General features: G+C 63.9%; 17 protein-coding genes. 7 read left to right on the top strand and 10 right to left on the bottom strand.

The features are described from left to right. Window positions 1-98 precede the first annotated feature (98 nt). The 7 genes from CUJ90_RS05100 to CUJ90_RS05130 form a co-directional block, all read right to left on the bottom strand. Window positions 99-776: a diacylglycerol kinase gene (locus tag CUJ90_RS05100; protein WP_114163444.1), complete on the bottom strand. Its 678-nt coding sequence runs from the start codon at window positions 774-776 to the stop codon at window positions 99-101. A gap of 20 nt (window positions 777-796) precedes the next feature. Next, window positions 797-1,828 carry a glycosyltransferase family 4 protein gene (locus tag CUJ90_RS05105; protein WP_114162133.1) on the bottom strand — a complete coding sequence of 344 codons (1,032 nt, stop codon included), beginning with the start codon at window positions 1,826-1,828 and terminating at the stop codon, window positions 797-799. A gap of 29 nt (window positions 1,829-1,857) precedes the next feature. Next, window positions 1,858-2,799 (bottom strand): UDP-2,3-diacylglucosamine diphosphatase, encoded by a 942-nt coding sequence (locus CUJ90_RS05110; RefSeq protein ID WP_083085187.1) that lies wholly within the window; start codon window positions 2,797-2,799, stop codon window positions 1,858-1,860. Between the two features lie 135 nt (window positions 2,800-2,934). After that, on the bottom strand, window positions 2,935-3,456 hold the full coding sequence (locus tag CUJ90_RS05115) for an RDD family protein (RefSeq protein WP_114162134.1): 522 nt from the start codon (window positions 3,454-3,456) through the stop codon (window positions 2,935-2,937). A gap of 13 nt (window positions 3,457-3,469) precedes the next feature. Next, window positions 3,470-4,231, bottom strand: coding sequence for a DUF3106 domain-containing protein (locus tag CUJ90_RS05120; RefSeq protein ID WP_073429559.1), 762 nt, complete (start codon window positions 4,229-4,231; stop codon window positions 3,470-3,472). A 16-nt stretch (window positions 4,232-4,247) separates the two neighbouring features. Then, window positions 4,248-4,664, bottom strand: coding sequence for a DUF3619 family protein (locus CUJ90_RS05125; RefSeq protein WP_073429560.1), 417 nt, complete (start codon window positions 4,662-4,664; stop codon window positions 4,248-4,250). Then, window positions 4,661-5,224, bottom strand: a complete 564-nt coding sequence (locus CUJ90_RS05130; RefSeq protein ID WP_073429561.1) for an RNA polymerase sigma factor — start codon at window positions 5,222-5,224, stop codon at window positions 4,661-4,663. The genes CUJ90_RS05125 and CUJ90_RS05130 overlap by 4 nt, the downstream gene beginning before the upstream one ends. 352 nt (window positions 5,225-5,576) lie before the next feature. Here CUJ90_RS05130 and CUJ90_RS05135 point away from each other — a divergent pair, with 352 nt between their 5' ends. From CUJ90_RS05135 to CUJ90_RS05160, 6 genes are all read left to right on the top strand, one after another. Beyond that, window positions 5,577-7,340 (top strand): acetolactate synthase 3 catalytic subunit, encoded by a 1,764-nt coding sequence (locus CUJ90_RS05135; RefSeq protein WP_114162135.1) that lies wholly within the window; start codon window positions 5,577-5,579, stop codon window positions 7,338-7,340. 111 nt (window positions 7,341-7,451) lie between these two features. Next, window positions 7,452-7,943, top strand: coding sequence for an acetolactate synthase small subunit (gene ilvN, locus CUJ90_RS05140; RefSeq protein ID WP_073429563.1), 492 nt, complete (start codon window positions 7,452-7,454; stop codon window positions 7,941-7,943). A gap of 125 nt (window positions 7,944-8,068) precedes the next feature. Then, complete coding sequence (gene ilvC, locus CUJ90_RS05145) at window positions 8,069-9,085, top strand: ketol-acid reductoisomerase (RefSeq protein WP_073429564.1); 1,017 nt, start codon at window positions 8,069-8,071, stop codon at window positions 9,083-9,085. A gap of 128 nt (window positions 9,086-9,213) precedes the next feature. After that, the gene (locus CUJ90_RS05150) at window positions 9,214-9,852 is read left to right on the top strand and encodes a phosphatidylserine decarboxylase (protein WP_073429565.1); all 639 of its coding nucleotides are present in this window, start codon (window positions 9,214-9,216) and stop codon (window positions 9,850-9,852) included. A gap of 22 nt (window positions 9,853-9,874) precedes the next feature. After that, a complete protein-coding gene (gene pssA / locus CUJ90_RS05155) occupies window positions 9,875-10,741 on the top strand; it encodes a CDP-diacylglycerol--serine O-phosphatidyltransferase (protein ID WP_073429566.1) in 867 nt (288 codons plus the stop codon). A 417-nt stretch (window positions 10,742-11,158) separates the two neighbouring features. Next, on the top strand, window positions 11,159-12,706 hold the full coding sequence (locus CUJ90_RS05160) for a 2-isopropylmalate synthase (protein ID WP_083085180.1): 1,548 nt from the start codon (window positions 11,159-11,161) through the stop codon (window positions 12,704-12,706). Between the two features lie 119 nt (window positions 12,707-12,825). Here the strand turns inward: CUJ90_RS05160 and CUJ90_RS05165 are convergent, their stop codons facing one another. The 3 genes from CUJ90_RS05165 to CUJ90_RS05175 form a co-directional block, all read right to left on the bottom strand. Continuing rightward, a complete protein-coding gene (locus CUJ90_RS05165; protein ID WP_073429568.1) occupies window positions 12,826-14,409 on the bottom strand; it encodes a SulP family inorganic anion transporter in 1,584 nt (527 codons plus the stop codon). A gap of 87 nt (window positions 14,410-14,496) precedes the next feature. Next, window positions 14,497-15,132, bottom strand: coding sequence for a carbonic anhydrase (locus tag CUJ90_RS05170; protein WP_073429569.1), 636 nt, complete (start codon window positions 15,130-15,132; stop codon window positions 14,497-14,499). 240 nt (window positions 15,133-15,372) lie between these two features. Continuing rightward, a complete protein-coding gene (locus CUJ90_RS05175) occupies window positions 15,373-15,924 on the bottom strand; it encodes a hypothetical protein (protein WP_073429570.1) in 552 nt (183 codons plus the stop codon). 191 nt (window positions 15,925-16,115) lie between these two features. Here CUJ90_RS05175 and CUJ90_RS05180 point away from each other — a divergent pair, with 191 nt between their 5' ends. After that, window positions 16,116-17,432 (top strand): branched-chain amino acid ABC transporter substrate-binding protein, encoded by a 1,317-nt coding sequence (locus CUJ90_RS05180; protein WP_073429595.1) that lies wholly within the window; start codon window positions 16,116-16,118, stop codon window positions 17,430-17,432. Window position 17,433 lies beyond the last annotated feature (1 nt).

Consider the following 17,433-nt stretch of genomic DNA (forward strand, 5'->3'; position numbering starts at 1 on the left):
GACGATTATAAACCGACCGTTCTTATCTCGAACGGACACTCAGGGTTTTCATTCCCTCGGGCGTTTTCAGCGCGCATTCACGAGGGATGCCGCGGTTTTCACGGCGATGCCGCCAGCCACGCCTTGACCCACGCGACGACGAGCGGCCCGACGATCAGCAGCCAGGTCATCAGACACATGCCGAGCGCGACCATCACCGCGGCGCTGCCGAGATCCTTCGCGCGCCGCGACAGTTCGTGGCGCTCCAGCGAGATGCGGTCGATGGCCGCCTCGACGCTCGAATTCAGCAACTCGACGATCAGCATCAGCAGCACCGAGCCGAGCAGCAGGACGCGCGCCACCGGCTCCACCGGAACCAGCACGCCGCATGGAATCAGGATCGCGGCAAGCGTGAGTTCCTGGCGAAACGCGCTTTCCTCGCGGATGGCGACGCGAAACCCGGCCAGCGAGTTTTTCATCGCGTGCCAGGCGCGGGTGAGTCCGCGATTGCCCTTGTACGGGTTGAACGGTAGCGGCGCGAGCGGATCGTCGGGGCTGAGGGGTTCGTGGCGAGGGTCGCCGTGGTTGTCATTCGACGAGTTCATCCCATTGATGCCATGCGCATGGTTCGCATCGCCCGCATGATGCGGCATCTCGCGCTCGCGCACGTCGTCGAACGGTTCGACGCTGGCGGCGTCGGCCTCGGTGGCGCGAACGGAGCGGGTTGTGCGCGAGGTGCGCGGGGTGCGCGCCGCGCCGTTCGTCGCGTGCGTCACGGTAGCGTTTCTTTCTCGCATGAGCGGCTCGGCGCGCCGCGTCACGCGGCGGCGCTTTCCTCGCGATACGACGCGTGCGGCAGCGGTTTGAGATGCGCCGCGAATTGCTCGGACGCCGCCGCCCACGAGAAGCGCTCGGCCCACGCGCGCGCATGGTTGCGGTCGATCCTCAACGCTTCGAGGCAGGCTTCGCGCAGGTCTTGATGCATCGCGCCTGCGCCGCCGTCGCCGAGCACGTCGATCGGACCGGTCACCGGATAGGCCGCGACCGGCGTGCCGCATGCAAGCGCTTCGAGCAGCACGAGCCCGAAGGTGTCGGTGCGGCTCGGGAACACGAACACGTCGGCGGCCGCGTACACCTTGGCCAGTTCGGCTTGCGTCAGCACGCCCAGATAATTCGCTTGCGGATAGCGCGACTTCAGTTCGGCGAGCGCGGGACCTTCGCCGGCGACCCACTTCGAGCCGGGCAGATCGAGCTTCAGAAACGCCTCGACGTTTTTCTCGACCGCCACGCGTCCCACATACAGAAAGATCGGCCGCGCGGTGTTGAGCACTTTCGAGTCCATCGGGTGGAAGATGTCGAGATCGACGCCGCGCGTCCACAGCACGACATTCGTGAAGCCGAATTTCTCGAGGTCCTGCTTCACGACGGGCGTGGGCGCCATCACGGCGAGCGAGGGCTTGTGAAACCAGTGCAGGAACTTGTAGGTCGCGGCGAGCGGAATGCCGAAGCGCGCCTGCACGTACTCCGGAAAGCGCGTGTGATAAGCGGTCGTGAACGGCAGCTTGTGCTGGATCGCATACGCGCGTGCGGCCATGCCGAGCGGACCTTCGGTGGCGATGTGCAGCGCGTCGGGCGCGAATTCGTCGATACGCTGGCGAACCTTGCGGCGCGGCAGCAGCGAGAGGCGAATCTCAGGATAGGTCGGACACGGAATCGTCCGGAATTCGAGCGGCGTGAGCAGATCGACGCGGTGCCCGAGCGCGCTGAGTTCGCGCGTGGTGTTCTTCAGCGTGCGCACGACGCCATTGACCTGCGGTTCCCATGCGTCGGTGACGATCATGATCTTCATCGGTTTGCGCCCTTGGAAGTTAAGAGGGACTACGCGGTCGCCTGGGCCTTTTGCGCGCGCACTTCCGGCGCGCGCATCACGGTCCAGTAGATCACCTTGAGTTCGCCTTCATACGTCTCGACGAGCGCCGACAGACTTTCGACCCAGTCGCCGTCGTTGCAATACAGCACGCCGTCGATGTCGCGTATCTCGGCCTTGTGAATGTGTCCGCAGACCACGCCGTCGCAGCCGCGGCGGCGTGCTTCGTCGGTCATGACCCGCTCGAACGACGAGATGAAATTCACCGCGTTCTTCACCTGATGCTTCAGGTACTGCGACAGCGACCAGTACGGAAAACCGAGCCGGCTGCGGATCCGGTTGAACCAGCGGTTCAGGATCAGGATCATCGTGTAGAGCGTGTCGCCGAGATACGCGAGCCACTTGGCGTGCTGGATCACGCCGTCGAACAGATCGCCGTGCACGATCCACAGGCGCTTGCCGGCGAGCGTCGTGTGAAACGCCTCGCCGCGCACGTGGATGTCGCCGAACGCGAGGTCGCAGAACTGGCGCGCGGCTTCGTCGTGATTGCCGGGCACGTAGATGACCTGGGTGCCCTTGCGCGCCTTGCGCAGCACCTTCTGCACGACGTCGTTGTGCGCCTGCGGCCAGTACCAGCCTTTCTTCAACTGCCAGCCGTCGATGATGTCGCCGACGAGGTACAGGTACTCCGACTCGTTATGGCGCAGAAAGTCGAGCAGATAGGGCGCCTGGCAGCCGCTCGAGCCGAGGTGGATGTCGGAGAGCCAGATGGTGCGGTAACGATGCGGCTCGGCGTGCTCTTCATCGTGATGGCCGGCATGCGCGTCGTGCGGCAGCGACGCCACGGGCAGCGGCAAGCCGTGACCGGGATTGGGTTCCGGGCGGAACGCGACGGGGTCGACGCTCGGGCCGGTCTGGCGGAACAGGGACGTCGCGGACGTTTTGGGGTCCATGGCTCACGCGTCGAGTTGCGGTGCCCGTATTGCGCCAGTTGCGCGTGACCCTGCCGTGACAGTCACGAGAAGTTCTTATTACCGCGCTGAGAGCGGGGAGGTGGTGTGAGTGGCGGAGCGAGGCGAGGCGCGTGCTCAGCGCACGACGCTGATCACACGCGTGCCGGCGAGGCGGTCGTGCAGGAATTGACGCTGCGCACCGAAGCGGCCGGTGGCGGCCCACAGGACGAACCACACCGCGGCGACCGCCAGCGTTTGCGGCACGCGGAGCCCGAGCAGCGGATGCAGCGCGAGCGGCGGCAGGAACCACAGCCACGCCAGCAGGTAGCGGACGATCGCGCGTGCGGTGGAAAGCGGTGCGCCGTTAGCGGCGACGACGCGCAGGCGCCAGGTTTTCATCGGCAGCGTCTGGCCGCTGTGGGTCCAGAACCAGACGAAGTACAGCCCGACCACGAGGCCGATCCATGCCGCGAGAAGATTGTGGTGGGCCAGGCCGTTGCGCTGCTGCGTCAGCGTGCTGAACAGATAGCCGGCGATGAATACGACGCCGAACAGGAGCATCGCTTCGTAGAGGAGCGCCGCGAGGCGCCGGCGAACGGTGGGAACGGGGCCGGACGACCCGGCGGGCAAGGACGAACTCGCGAGCGGCTGCGACACGGTCGGGCGCGGCTCAGGAGCCGTTGAAGATCGACGGCGCTTCGGCCGGCGAAACCGGCAGCGGCGTGGCGGGCACGAAACTGCCCGCGGCCGGAATCGCCGGCGTGAGGGTGGGACTCGGCAACGACGCGGCGGCCGCGGCGCTCGCTGCCGCCGCGCCGCTCGCGCCGTGCTCGCGGGCGATCACGAGCCGGTCGAGCCCCTTGATCTCGCTCTTGCCCGAAGGCGGCGCGCTGACCACGCTGGGCCGGCGCCTGCGCTCGCTGGCGGCGAGGCGGGCCTTCTGGTCCTCGGACAGTTCCTGATAGGTCTTCCACGCGTTCTGACGAGCTTCGCGCGGCAATTCCTTCGACACCTGGTAATTCTCGCGAGCGACGCGCCGCTGATCGGGCGTCATGCGGACCCATTCGGCCATGCGCTCATGCAGGCGTTTTTGCGCTTCCGGCGACATTTTTGGGTAACGCGACGCGATCTTGAGCCATTTGCGCTTGCGTTCGTCGCTGAAGGAATCCCATTGGGACTCGAACGGCGCCAGTGCGATATGTTCGGCGGAACTGAGGCGCGTCCACGCCATCGGGCTATTGCTGCCCGGCAGGCTGGGCAATTCGACGGCGAGCGTGGGCGCGCGAGTCTTGGCGGTGGCGTTGCCGCCGGCGGCGGCAGGCGCGCTCGCGGTCGACGGGGCCGGGTAAAAGCGCGGATACGTCGCGGCAAACGACACCAGGGCCGCGATCGCGCATCCGAAAACAACGGCCAGGCCGCGCTTGTAACTCACCCGAAAAATCTCCCGCTCAGTGGGCGCGTGAAAGGTACGCGTTGAAGCCGTGGTCGAGATAGGCATTGAGCGGCAGGTCGTCGCTAAGCATGGCGGCATCGATATCGGCGAGCTCGGCGGTGCGCTGCTGGTCTTCCCAGTAGGCGATGCCGATGAGACTCGCCACCAGCGCGGCGAGCGGCCACGCGAGCGCGAAGCGGCGCAGCGGCGAACGGCGGCGCTGCGGGGTGTCGAGCTGCGGCATGCCCGCGCCGGCGAACGCGGGCACGAGCACCGGCGCGCTCACGGTTTCGGGCTTCTTGCGGGCGAGCGCGGCATGGCGCGCCGCGGCGAGTCGATCGACGGTGGCGGACGGAATGCGGGCGGCGTTTTCGTCGAGCGCGCGGCGCACCTGGCGGGCGAACTCGAGTTCTTTGGTTTCGAGGGAGCTCATAGCGTGATTCCTTTGGCCTTGAGCGCTTGCGCCAGCGTGTGGGTGGCCCGCGAGCAGTGCGTTTTCACACTGCCTTCGGAGCAGCCCATCGCGGCGGCAGTCTCGGCGACATCCATATCTTCCCAATAACGCATGAGAAACGCCTCCCGTTGACGTGCCGGTAACTTTTGGATCTCGTCGTCGATCGACTGCAAGACCTGTTCGCGTTCGAGTTTCTGTTCGTTGCTCTCGGCGCCCGCCGAACCTTGCTGGGCCTCGAAGGTTTCGAGCGGGTCGAATTCGTCGTCGTCGGCGTTGCCGAGCGAGGAAAACAGACTAACCCAAGTATTGCGCACTTTGGCACGACGGAAATAGTCGTGCATCGCATTCTGCAGAATACGCTGAAACAGAAGCGGCAATTCGGCGGCCGGGCGGTCGCCGTATTTTTCGGCGAGCTTGATCATCGCGTCTTGCACGATATCGAGCGAGGCGTCGTCGTCCCGCACGGCGTAGACCGTCTGCTTGAATGCGCGCCTTTCGACGCCCGCCAGAAAATCGGCGAGTTCCTTGTCTGATGCCATCCGTTGGGGGTCGGCGCAGCGAGCGTGCGCGTAATCGGTCGAAAAATGTCGTAAAACTCGCGGATGCTAACAAATTTTTGCGCCGGCCGGGGCGAAACGTGATCGACCTTGCATCTCTATAACAGCGCGCCGGTCAATATCGGGACTGGGGACAGGACGCTGCGGCAATATTTGCTTGACCGCGCGGGCGTCAGCAGATATCTTCGCTGGTTCGCAACATAAGTGACTTGTCTCAATTGAGGTGTGGCCCAAGAAGCTCGCCTGTCAACTGGACGCGCCGCTTGAACCCGAGCCACAAGCCCGGCAGAGAGCACCCGATCAATTTTTTGCCGAAAATTCGAAAGGTGAATAAATGAATATGCCCAGCGCGGAATTCTCCACGTCGGATACGACCCCCCATCCCGAAGCCGACTCTATCGGCGCCACCGTGCTCATGAAGGCACTGGCCGACGAAGACGTCGAATTCATCTGGGGCTATCCCGGCGGCTCGGTACTCTACATTTACGACGAGCTCTACAAGCAGGACAAGTTCCAGCATGTTCTCGTGCGTCACGAGCAGGCCGCGGTTCACGCCGCCGACGCTTATGCGCGTTCCACCGGCAAGGTCGGTGTGTGCCTCGTGACCTCCGGCCCCGGCGTCACCAATGCGGTGACCGGCATCGCCACCGCCTACATGGATTCGATCCCGATGGTCGTGATCAGCGGCCAGGTGCCGACTGGGGCGATCGGCCAGGACGCGTTCCAGGAGTGCGATACGGTTGGCATCACGCGTCCCTGCGTGAAGCACAACTTCCTCGTGAAGGACGTGCGCGATCTCGCGGCCACCGTCAAGAAAGCTTTCTTCATTGCCCGTACCGGCCGGCCCGGCCCGGTGCTGATCGACATTCCGAAAGACGTGTCGAAAACGCCTTGCCAGTACGAGCCGCTCAAGAGCGTGTCGCTGCGTTCCTACAATCCGGTCACGAAGGGCCACTCCGGCCAGATCCGCAAGGCGGTCGCCTTGCTGCTGTCGGCGAAGCGCCCGTACATCTACACCGGCGGCGGCATCATCCTCGCGGACGCGTCGCGTGAGCTGAACCAGTTCGCCGATCTGCTCGGCTACCCCGTCACGAACACGCTGATGGGCTTGGGCGGCTACCGTGCGAGCGACAAGAAGTTCCTCGGCATGCTCGGCATGCACGGCACCTACGAAGCCAACATGGCGATGCAGCACTGCGACGTGCTGATCGCGATCGGCGCGCGCTTCGACGACCGCGTGATCGGCGACCCGGCGCACTTCGCGTCGCGTCCGCGCAAGATCATCCATATCGACATCGATCCTTCCTCCATCTCCAAGCGCGTCAAGGTCGACATTCCGATCGTCGGCGACGTGAAGGAAGTGCTGAAGGAGCTGATCGAGCAGTTGCAAACGGCCGAGCACGGCCCCGACACCGCGGCGCTCGCCGACTGGTGGAAGGACATCGAAGCCTGGCGCGCAAAAGACTGCCTGAAGTTCGACCGCAAGAGCGACATCATCAAGCCGCAGTACGTGGTGGAAAAGGCTTGGGAGCTGACCGACGGCAATGCCTTCGTGTGTTCCGACGTCGGCCAGCACCAGATGTGGGCCGCGCAGTTCTATCGCTTCAACAAGCCGCGCCGCTGGATCAATTCCGGTGGTCTCGGCACGATGGGCTTCGGCCTGCCGGCGGCGATGGGCGTGAAGATGGCGCACCCGGACGACGACGTGCTCTGCATCACGGGCGAAGGCTCGATCCAGATGTGCATTCAGGAGCTCTCGACCTGCAAGCAGTACGAGACGCCTGTGAAGATCATTTCGCTGAACAACCGCTATCTGGGCATGGTGCGCCAGTGGCAGCAGATCGAATACAGCAAGCGCTACTCGCATTCGTACATGGATGCGCTGCCGGATTTCGTCAAGCTCGCCGAGGCTTACGGCCACGTCGGCATGCGTGTCGAACGCACGGCGGACGTGGAACCGGCGCTGAAGGAAGCGCTGCGCCTGAAAGATCGCACGGTGTTTCTCGACTTCCAGACCGATCCGACCGAAAACGTCTGGCCGATGGTTCAGGCCGGCAAGGGCATCACCGAGATGCTCATGGGTTCGGAAGATCTATAACGAGCGTTTCCGACGCCGGCTTCGTCATGCTCGCCTTCACGAAAGGCAAACGCGGACGAAGCGGCGCGAACGGCTCGCATACATCGACAAAACATCTGGAAGAAGCGAAACATGAGACACATCATTTCCGTCCTGCTGGAAAACGAACCGGGCGCGTTGTCACGCGTGGTCGGTCTCTTCTCGGCACGCGGCTACAACATTGAAACCTTGACGGTGGCTCCGACTGAAGACCATTCGCTGTCGCGCATGACCATCGTCTCCATTGGCTCGGACGACGTGATCGAACAGATCACGAAGCATCTGAACCGCCTGATCGAGGTGGTGAAAGTGGTCGACCTTACCGAGGGCGCCCACATCGAGCGCGAGCTGATGTTGATCAAGGTGAGGGCGGTCGGCAAGGAGCGTGAGGAGATGAAGCGGATGTCGGATATTTTCCGCGGCCGCATTATCGACGTCACCGAAAAGACCTACACGATCGAACTGACGGGCGCGAGCGACAAGCTCGATGCCTTCATCGAAGGGCTCGACTCCACGGCGATTCTCGAAACGGTCCGCACGGGCAGTTCGGGCATTGGCCGCGGCGAGCGCATTCTGAAGGTATGACGCGCGAGCGTTCATACCGTCTCGATCCACAGGCCGGGCCGTGCCTGCATGAACCCGGCCAAAGCAACACAACATTCGCGGTATTTGAATTTCACTGAATCATCGAATCTAGCCAAGGAACCGACATGAAAGTTTTCTACGACAAGGACGCCGACCTCTCCCTCATCAAGGGCAAGCAAGTCACCATCATCGGCTATGGCTCGCAAGGCCATGCGCACGCGCTGAACCTGAGCGAAAGCGGCGTCAAGGTGACGGTCGGTCTGCGCAAGGGCGGCGCATCGTGGAGCAAGGCGGAGAACGCCGGCCTGCAAGTGAAGGAAGTGGCGGAAGCCGTCAAGGGCGCGGACGTCGTCATGATGCTGCTGCCGGACGAGCAGATCGCCGAAGTCTATGCGAAGGAAGTGCACGCCAACATCAAGCAGGGCGCTGCGCTGGCTTTCGCGCACGGCTTCAACGTGCACTACGGTCAAGTGATTCCGCGTGCCGACCTCGACGTGATCATGATCGCGCCGAAGGCGCCGGGCCACACGGTTCGCGGCACCTACTCGCAAGGCGGCGGCGTGCCCCACCTGATCGCGGTTGCGCAAGACAAGTCGGGCGCGGCACGTGACATCGCATTGTCGTACGCAGCGGCGAACGGCGGCGGCCGTGCCGGCATCATCGAAACGAATTTCCGCGAAGAAACGGAAACCGATCTGTTCGGCGAGCAAGCCGTGCTGTGCGGCGGTACGGTCGACCTGATCAAGGCCGGCTTCGAAACGCTGGTTGAAGCGGGCTATGCGCCGGAAATGGCGTACTTCGAGTGCCTGCACGAACTGAAGCTGATCGTCGACCTGATCTACGAAGGCGGCATCGCCAACATGAACTACTCGATCTCGAACAACGCCGAATATGGCGAATACGTGACGGGTCCGCGTATCGTGACGGCTGAAACGAAGAAGGCGATGAAGGCCGTGCTGACCGACATCCAGACCGGCGAATATGCCAAGAGCTTCATCCTCGAAAACAAGGCCGGCGCGCCGACGCTGCAATCGCGCCGCCGTCTGACGGCCGAGCATCAGATCGAGCAGGTCGGTTCGAAGCTGCGCGCGATGATGCCGTGGATCGCGAAGAACAAGCTGGTCGATCAGTCGAAGAACTAAGCCGGTTGTCGCTTTTGTCCGCTGCGGCGCACCGCCGCAAGCCGGACACATCAAAAAGCCGTCCAAGGGTGCTGAACCCTGGACGGCTTTTGCTATCCTACGGTTTTACAAAAACACAGAAGCCATCCATGAATTACCCTCATCCGATCATCGCGCGAGAAGGCTGGCCGTTCATCGCCATCGCGGCCGTTGTCGCCTTACTGGTTCACGCGTTCGCGGGGTTCGGCATTGCGTGGCTCTTCTGGCTGATTCTGATCTTCGTCGTGCAGTTCTTCCGCGATCCGGCGCGTCCGATCCCCACCCAGGCGAATGCCGTGCTGTGCCCGGCGGACGGCCGCATCGTCGCGGTGGAAACCGCGCACGATCCCTATGCGAACCGCGAAGCGCTGAAGATCAGCGTGTTCATGAACGTTTTCAACGTTCACTCGCAACGCTCGCCGGTGGACGGCGCGATCTCCAAGGTCGAATATTTCCCCGGCGCGTATCTGAATGCCGCGGTAGATAAGGCGTCGGTCGAAAACGAGCGCAATGCGGTGGTGATCGAAATGGCCGGCGGCCAGACGGTTACATCGGTGCAGATCGCCGGGTTGATCGCGCGGCGCATTCTTTGCTACGTACGGGCGGGTGAGCCGCTCACGCGTGGTCAACGGTACGGGTTCATCCGTTTCGGTTCGCGTGTCGACGTGTATCTGCCGGTCGGCAGCCGCCCGCGAGTGTCGATCGGCGAGAAGGTTTCGGCGTCGTCCACGATTCTCGCTGAACTCTAAGCGGCACCCAGGAGGTTTCCGAATGGCCGCATTCAAACCGCGTCGCCCGCGCAGCAGTGGACCGCTGCCGCGCCCGTTTCGCCGCAACAAGCCGATCGTGGCGGAGTCGCCGGTGGTCGAAAGCCGGCGCGCGCAGCGTCAGCAGTTCCTGAGAAAGCGCGGCATTTATCTGCTGCCGAACGCGTTTACCACGGCGGCGCTTTTCTGCGGTTTCTTTGCCGTGGTGCAGGCAATGAACGTGCGCTTCGAAGTCGCGGCCATCGCGATCTTCGTGGCGATGGTGCTCGACGGCATGGACGGGCGCGTTGCCCGCATGACGCATACGCAAAGCGCCTTTGGCGAGCAGTTCGACAGCCTGTCGGACATGGTGTCGTTCGGCGTCGCGCCCGCGCTCGTGATGTACGAGTGGGTGCTGAAGGATCTGGGCCGCTGGGGCTGGCTCGCGGCGTTCGTTTATTGCGCGGGCGCGGCGCTGCGTCTCGCGCGCTTCAACACGAACATCGGCGTGGTCGACAAGCGTTTCTTCCAGGGCATGCCGAGCCCGGCGGCGGCGGCGTTGATCGCCGGTTTCGTGTGGCTCGCCACCGATAACCGCGTGCCGCTCAAGCTCGTGTGGCTGCCGTGGGTGGCGTTCGTGCTCACCATTTATGCCGGCGTGACGATGGTGTCGAACGCGCCGTTCTACAGCGGCAAGGCGCTCGACGTGCGACATCGCGTGCCGTTCGGCGTGATCCTGCTGGTGGTGGTCGCGTTCGTGCTGGTGTCGTCCGACCCGCCGCTGATGCTGTTCGGCCTGTTCGTGCTGTACGGTCTGTCGGGCTATGTGTTTTGGGGCTATCAGGCGCTGCGCGGCAGAGGGAATCCCGCCCGCTCGGTAACGGGGGATTAGGAGAGGTCAGGTCGGCGCGCGCGGTCTTGCGCGTGTCGGCAAGCTGATCGGCAGATGAAACAACGGCGGCCTTCCAGCCGCCGTTTTCGTTGGTTCGAGCGTGCCTCCGAGTCCGCCTCCAGCGCCGTCTGGACGCGGGTATGACGCCAATTGCACGGTGGTTGGAATGCCGCTATAGTCGTTGGATGATGCGTTCACGCTCCCCGCTCGATCGAAACGCGAGTCCTGCAATGCCAACCGCACCGAACGGCGGCGGCGAACCCCGGCGAGGCGTGCTAAAGCCGGTGCGTTTTTCACGCTGATCGTTTTTCGCCTTCCGTCCGCCTCGTCCGCGATACAAGCGTCGCCAGCGGTGGCGCAAACGCCAGATTCCACTCTTCCATTCCCACAATTGAACGACTCCCGAGGAGCCCAGAGATGTCCGACAAACTGATCATATTCGACACGACCTTGCGCGACGGCGAACAATCGCCCGGCGCGTCGATGACGAAGGAAGAAAAAATCCGGATCGCGAAGCAACTGGAACGGATGAAAGTGGACGTGATCGAAGCGGGCTTCGCGGCCAGTTCGAACGGCGACTTCGATTCGATTCACACGATCGCCGGCCTCATCAAGGACAGCACGATCTGTTCGCTCGCACGGGCGAACGACAAGGACATTCAGCGCGCCGCCGACGCGCTCAAGCCCGCGGATCGTTTCCGCATCCACACGTTCATCGCAACGTCGCCTCTGCACATGGAAAAGAAGCTGCGCATGACGCCGGACCAGGTGTTCGAACAGGCGAAGCTGGCGGTGCGTTTCGCCCGCAAGTTCACGGACGACGTCGAGTTCTCGCCGGAAGACGGCAGCCGCTCCGACATGGACTTCCTGTGCCGGGTGCTCGAAGCGGTGATCGCCGAAGGCGCGACCACCATCAACATCGCGGATACAGTCGGTTATGGCGTGCCGGAACTCTACGGCCAGCTCGTCAAGACGCTGCGCGAACGCATTCCGAACTCGCATAAGGCTGTGTTCTCGGTGCATTGCCATAACGACCTCGGCATGGCGGTGGCGAACTCGCTGGCCGGCGTGAAGATCGGCGGCGCGCGTCAGGTGGAATGCACGATCAACGGTCTCGGCGAGCGCGCGGGCAACACGTCGCTCGAGGAAATCGTGATGGCGGTGAAAACGCGCAAGGATTACTTCGGCCTCGAACTCGGTCTCGATACGACGCAGATCGTGCCGGCCTCGAAGCTGGTGTCGCAGATCACGGGTTTCGTCGTGCAGCCGAACAAGGCCGTGGTCGGAGCGAATGCGTTCGCGCATGCATCGGGCATCCATCAGGACGGCGTGCTGAAGGCGCGCGACACGTACGAAATCATGCGTGCCGAAGACGTGGGCTGGAGCGCGAACAAGATCGTGCTCGGCAAGCTGTCGGGCCGCAATGCGTTCAAGCAGCGCTTGCAGGAACTGGGCATCGCGCTCGACAGCGAAGGCGAATTGAACACGGCGTTCGCGCGTTTCAAGGAACTGGCCGACCGCAAGTCGGAAATCTTCGACGAGGACATCATCGCGATCGTGACCGAAGAGTCCGCCGAAGCGCAGGAGAAGGAGCACTACAAGTTCCTGTCGCTGTCGCAGCATTCGGAAACCGGTGAGCAGCCGCACGCGAAGATCGTCTTTTCGGTGGAAGGCAAGGAAGTCACCGGCGAGGCGCGCGGCAACGGTCCGGTGGACGCCACGCTCAATGCGATCGAAACGGAAGTGGGCAGCGGTTCCGAGTTGCTGCTGTACTCGGTGAACGCGATCACCACCGGCACGCAGGCGCAAGGCGAAGTGACCGTGCGCCTGTCGAAGAGCGGACGCATCGTCAACGGCGTGGGTACGGATCCGGATATCGTCGCGGCTTCGGCGAAGGCGTATATCTCGGCGCTCAACAAGCTGTATTCGAACGTGGATAAACTGAATCCGCAACGCTCGGAGTGATCTGAGCGCCGCGTGTGGATCGCGTGGTTTCCGATCCGTATTAGACAAGGTCGGACAAAGCCCCGCGCCGTCAAACAGGCGCGGGGCTTTTTCACTTGAAGGCGGACGTCGCGCGCGCGTTACTCCGTCGCTGCTCGCCGCATCGACCACCCGCGCGCCGCGCGTGCCTGCGTCCGCACCTGATGCCGCACTTCCACGGCGATTCCGCGCGGCGGCGCTTCTTCAGCGAACGTGTCGAGCAACTCGCGCACATCGTGATCGACGAAGTCAGCGCGCGTCGCGTCGACGATCAGGGTTGCGCCATCGGGAATCTGCTGCAGATAGTGCTTGAGCGGCACCTTGGCGAGAAACGACACGTCCTTGCGGAAGGTCAGCAAATAGTGATCGCCGTGCTGCGCGAGCACGATCGGGCTGCGCAGATTCGCATACAGCGCGAGCAGCACGCTGCACAGCACGCCGAGCACGATACCGATCAGCAGATCGGTCATGAGCACGCCGGCCAGCGTCACGATGAACGGCACGAACGGCGCAAAGCCTTGCTTCGCGATGGCGACGAACAGCGACGGCTTGGCGAGCTTCAGTCCCGTGAAAATCAGGATCGCCGCGAGGCAGGCCAGCGGAATCAGGTTGATGACGCTGGTGAGCGCAAACACGCTGACGAGCAGCAACACACCGTGGATGATCGCCGAAAGCCGGCTTTGCGCACCCGCATACACGTTGGCCGAACTGCGCACGATCACCGCGGTGATCGGCAAGCCGCCGATTGCGCCGGCGATCAGATTGCCCACGCCTTGCGCCTTCAGTTCGCGATCCGGCGCGGCCGGCTGTCGCTCGGGATCGATCTGTTCGACGGCTTCGAGGCTCAACAGGGTTTCGAGACTCGCGACGATCGCCAACGTGATGGCGACACGCCAAACATCGGGATTGACGAGTTGCGCGAAATGCGGGCCGAAGTCCGCCCATTCGAGCGCGACCTGCAATGCGGCGAACGATTCCAGCGGCGGCAGCGCGACGCGATGTTCGGCGGGCGGCGCGAGCGACGGCGCCAGCAGGCCGAGCAGCAAGGTCGCGCCGATGCCGAGCAGCACCACCGCGAGCGGCGCGGGCACGAGGCGCACCACGGCGAAGCGGCGCATTGCACGCGTTTCCCAGCCGACCAGAATCGCCAGCGACAGCAACGTGATGAAGCACGCCGCGAGCGAGATCGTGCCGAACGGCGTCATCATCGTGCCGGGGGCCACCGCTGCCGCCGCTGGGGAGCCGGCAGCAGCGGAGGTGCCGAAGAGGCCGAGCGCAAGCGGAAACTGCTTGATGATCAGCAATATGCCGATCGCCGCGAGCATGCCCTTGATGACCGGCGACGGCACATACGCGGCAAACCGGCCGGCCTTGAGCATGCCGAAGCCGAACTGGATCATGCCGGAGAGCAGCACCGCGGCGAGGAAAGCGGGGAAGCTGCCGAGCTGCGCGATGCCGTCGACGACGATCACGACGAGGCCCGCAGCCGGTCCGCTCACGCTCAGGCGCGAGCCGCTCAGTACGGCGACCACCAGCCCGCCGACGATGCCCGATACGAGCCCGGCGAACGGCTCGACGCCCGACGCATTGGCGATGCCGAGGCACAGCGGCAGCGCCACGAAAAATACGACGATGCCCGCAAGCAGGTCGCGCTGAAACGTAGAGAAGAAAGCTCGAAGGTTCATGGTGTCCGTGCGGTAATGGGGTAGAGCCCGGCGCGCCCCTTGGATCGGGGGCGGCACCGGTGCGGAAAAGGCGGTGAACTCCGCGGATTACGCGGCGCTATGCGCGGCTGTCGTGCAGGTCATCGCATCGTCGGCTTCGTAGCCGGATGTGAGCACCTTGATGCGGCCGTCCTCCAGCGCGAAGATCCAGCCGTGCACGAGCGGCGCGGGGTCGGCTTGCTGCACGATCGGGCTCGCGCGCAACTGGCGTACCTGTTCGAGCACGTTCAGTTCCGCGAGGCGGTCGACACGCTCGCGCTCGCTGGGGTGCGCATCCAGTTCCTCGCGATGCGTCCTCGCGAGCGCGCACAGCGGCGCGATGCGCCGGTTCACATGCGGCAGGCTCGGCTCCGGCGGCAGCAGCGAGGCGCGCACGCCGCCGCATCCGTAGTGTCCGCAGACGATCACGTGGCCGACCTTGAGGACGCGCACGGCGTATTCGAGGACGCTTCCGGAGTTGTCGTCGTCGGGATCGAAGAGATTGGCGATGTTGCGGTGGACGAACAGGTCGCCCGGTTCGCAGTGGGTGATGGTTTCGGCGGGCACGCGGCTGTCCGAGCAGCCGATCCACAGCACGTGCGGATTCTGGCCTTGCACCAGATCACGGAAAAACTGAGGGTTGCGCGCGGCGGTTTCATGCGCCCATGCGACGTTGGCGACCAGCAGGCGTTTGGGACGGTTCATCGGTTAGCGGCTCCGTAAGTGGGGCGCATCGATTCGAGGGCGAGTCCGCGGTTGCGCCCGGGCAATGCCGGGACTGGACTGCCACCGATTCAATGCTTACGAAAGCCTTTCTATCAAAAAAATAATCCTCTGTGCGCGAAAAAAATTCGTTGCGATGCGCGGCGAATAAAAAAATGCCGCCTGGGGAGGCGGCATTCGCACAAAGATGCGCAGCGCGTCAAAGTGGCTTGAAACGCAGGTTCAAAAAAGATTGCGGCGATTAGGATCGTGCAACGGATCCGGCGTTTTCTGCGTGAGCCGCACGATGCCCTGGTCGTCGAAATAAAAGCTGTACATCATGTACCAGACATTGTCTTCCAGATAGCGGTAGGTCCAGACCTCGCGCTTCATGAGCGGGAAGTAGGCGGTTTCGACCGGGCGGCCGAAGTTCACCAGCACGTCGCTCTTGGTCCACTTGCCGATTTCCGCGCGATAGAACTCGTTGGGCTGCAGCACCTGGCGCACGCTGACGATCTTGCCCGTGGCGTCGATGTCGGCGGCGGTGGTGGTTTCGCCCATCGGCTGCGTGGGCCACATGAGCCGTTTGCCGCCGTTCGGCAAGTCGTAGCTCTCGCGCGGCGGACCGAGACGGGCGACGATGGTCGATGCGTCCGCTCCTTGCTGAAATTGCTGCCACGGCTGCGCGCAGCCCGCGAGCGCCAGCGCGCTCAGGCAGACGAGCGCCGCGCGGCGCACGCGTGCGGCGGCCGTCGCTCCGATCGAGTCCGCCGTGAAGTGGTGGCGGTTGAACATGGATTCCTCCGATGGCGTGTTAGTGGCGGTTTTTATCATCGAGACGCATTATTTTGACACGCGCCGCGGCGAAAGACCGGCACGTCATTCGCCGCCGGCGGGTAGGCACGATAACGGATTCGCCGGCTTGCTTATTCCATCTTGCCCGCCCTATGATCCGCGCTTCGACGTTTTCGAGCGGGGCAATCACGATGGCGAAGTGGCAACGGGCGGCAGCAACGCTGGCGGCGATGATGGTGGCTGCCGCGGCTTATGCAGCGGGCGAAACCGCGGTCAATCCGGCAGGCAAGCCGGTGGGCAACCCGGCGAGCAAGGCCACGGGGGCGCCGATCCAGTTGGCGCTGATCGAAGGCATGTCCGGCCCGTTCGCGAACGCGGGCGCCGCGGTGGAGCGCAACCTGCGATACGGCGTCGAACAGGTGAACGCGCGTGGCGGCGTGACGCTCGCCGACGGCGCGCATCCGTTCGAACTGGTGGTGTTCGACAGCAAGGGCAGCGCCGAAGAGGCGCTCACGCAACTGCGCGCGGCCGCCGACCGCCGCATCGGCTACGTCATGCAAGGCAACAGTTCGGCTGTCGCCGCCGCGCTGATCGGCGCGATCGACAAGCACAACAGCCGCGAGCCGGGCAACCGCGAACTGTTCCTCAATTATTCCGCCGACGACCCCGCGTTGACCAACGCCAATTGCAGTTTCTGGCACTTTCGCTTCGACGCGCATGCGGGCATGCGCATGGACGCGCTGGCCGACGTGATCCAGCGCGACAAGGCGGTGAAGAAGGTTTATCTGCTGAACCAGGATTACAGCTTCGGTCACGACGTGAGCAGCCTCGCGCGTTCGACGCTGGCGGTGAAGCGTCCGGACATCGCGGTGGTCGGCGACGAATTCCATCCGATCGGACGCGTGAAGGACTTCGCGCCGTACATCGCCAAGATCCGCGCGAGCGGGGCGGACGCGGTCGTCACGGGCAATTGGGGCAACGATCTCACGCTGCTCGTCAAGGCGGCGAGGGAGCAGGGGCTCGATACGAAGTTCTACACGTTCTACGGCAATAGTCTCGGCGCGCCCGCCGCGCTGGGCGACGCCGGGGTCGGGCACGTGATCGCGGTCGCCGACTGGCATCCGAACGCTGGCGGCGCGGCCTCGGACGCCTGGTACGCCGCGTTTCGAACCCGTTTCCCGGCGGCGCAGGACGATTACCCGGTGCTGCGCATGGCGTCGATGATCGAAACCCTGGCCGCCGCCATGAAGCGCGCCGGGAGTGCCGACCCGACGGCCGTCGCTCGCGCGCTCGAAGGGATCAGGTTCGACAACGGCTTCCATCCATCGTGGATGCGCGCGGACGACCATCAACTCATCCAGCCCCTTTACGTGATGGAAATGGACAAGGCCGGCAAGCCGGGGGTGCGTTTCGATAACGAAGGGTCCGGTTATGGCTTCCGCACGGTGCTCGCGTTGTCCTCCGAGCGCACCGTGCCGCCGACCGTTTGCAGGATGAAACGTCCGTGAA

The organism is Paraburkholderia terricola (assembly GCF_003330825.1).
Lineage (GTDB): Bacteria > Pseudomonadota > Gammaproteobacteria > Burkholderiales > Burkholderiaceae > Paraburkholderia > Paraburkholderia terricola.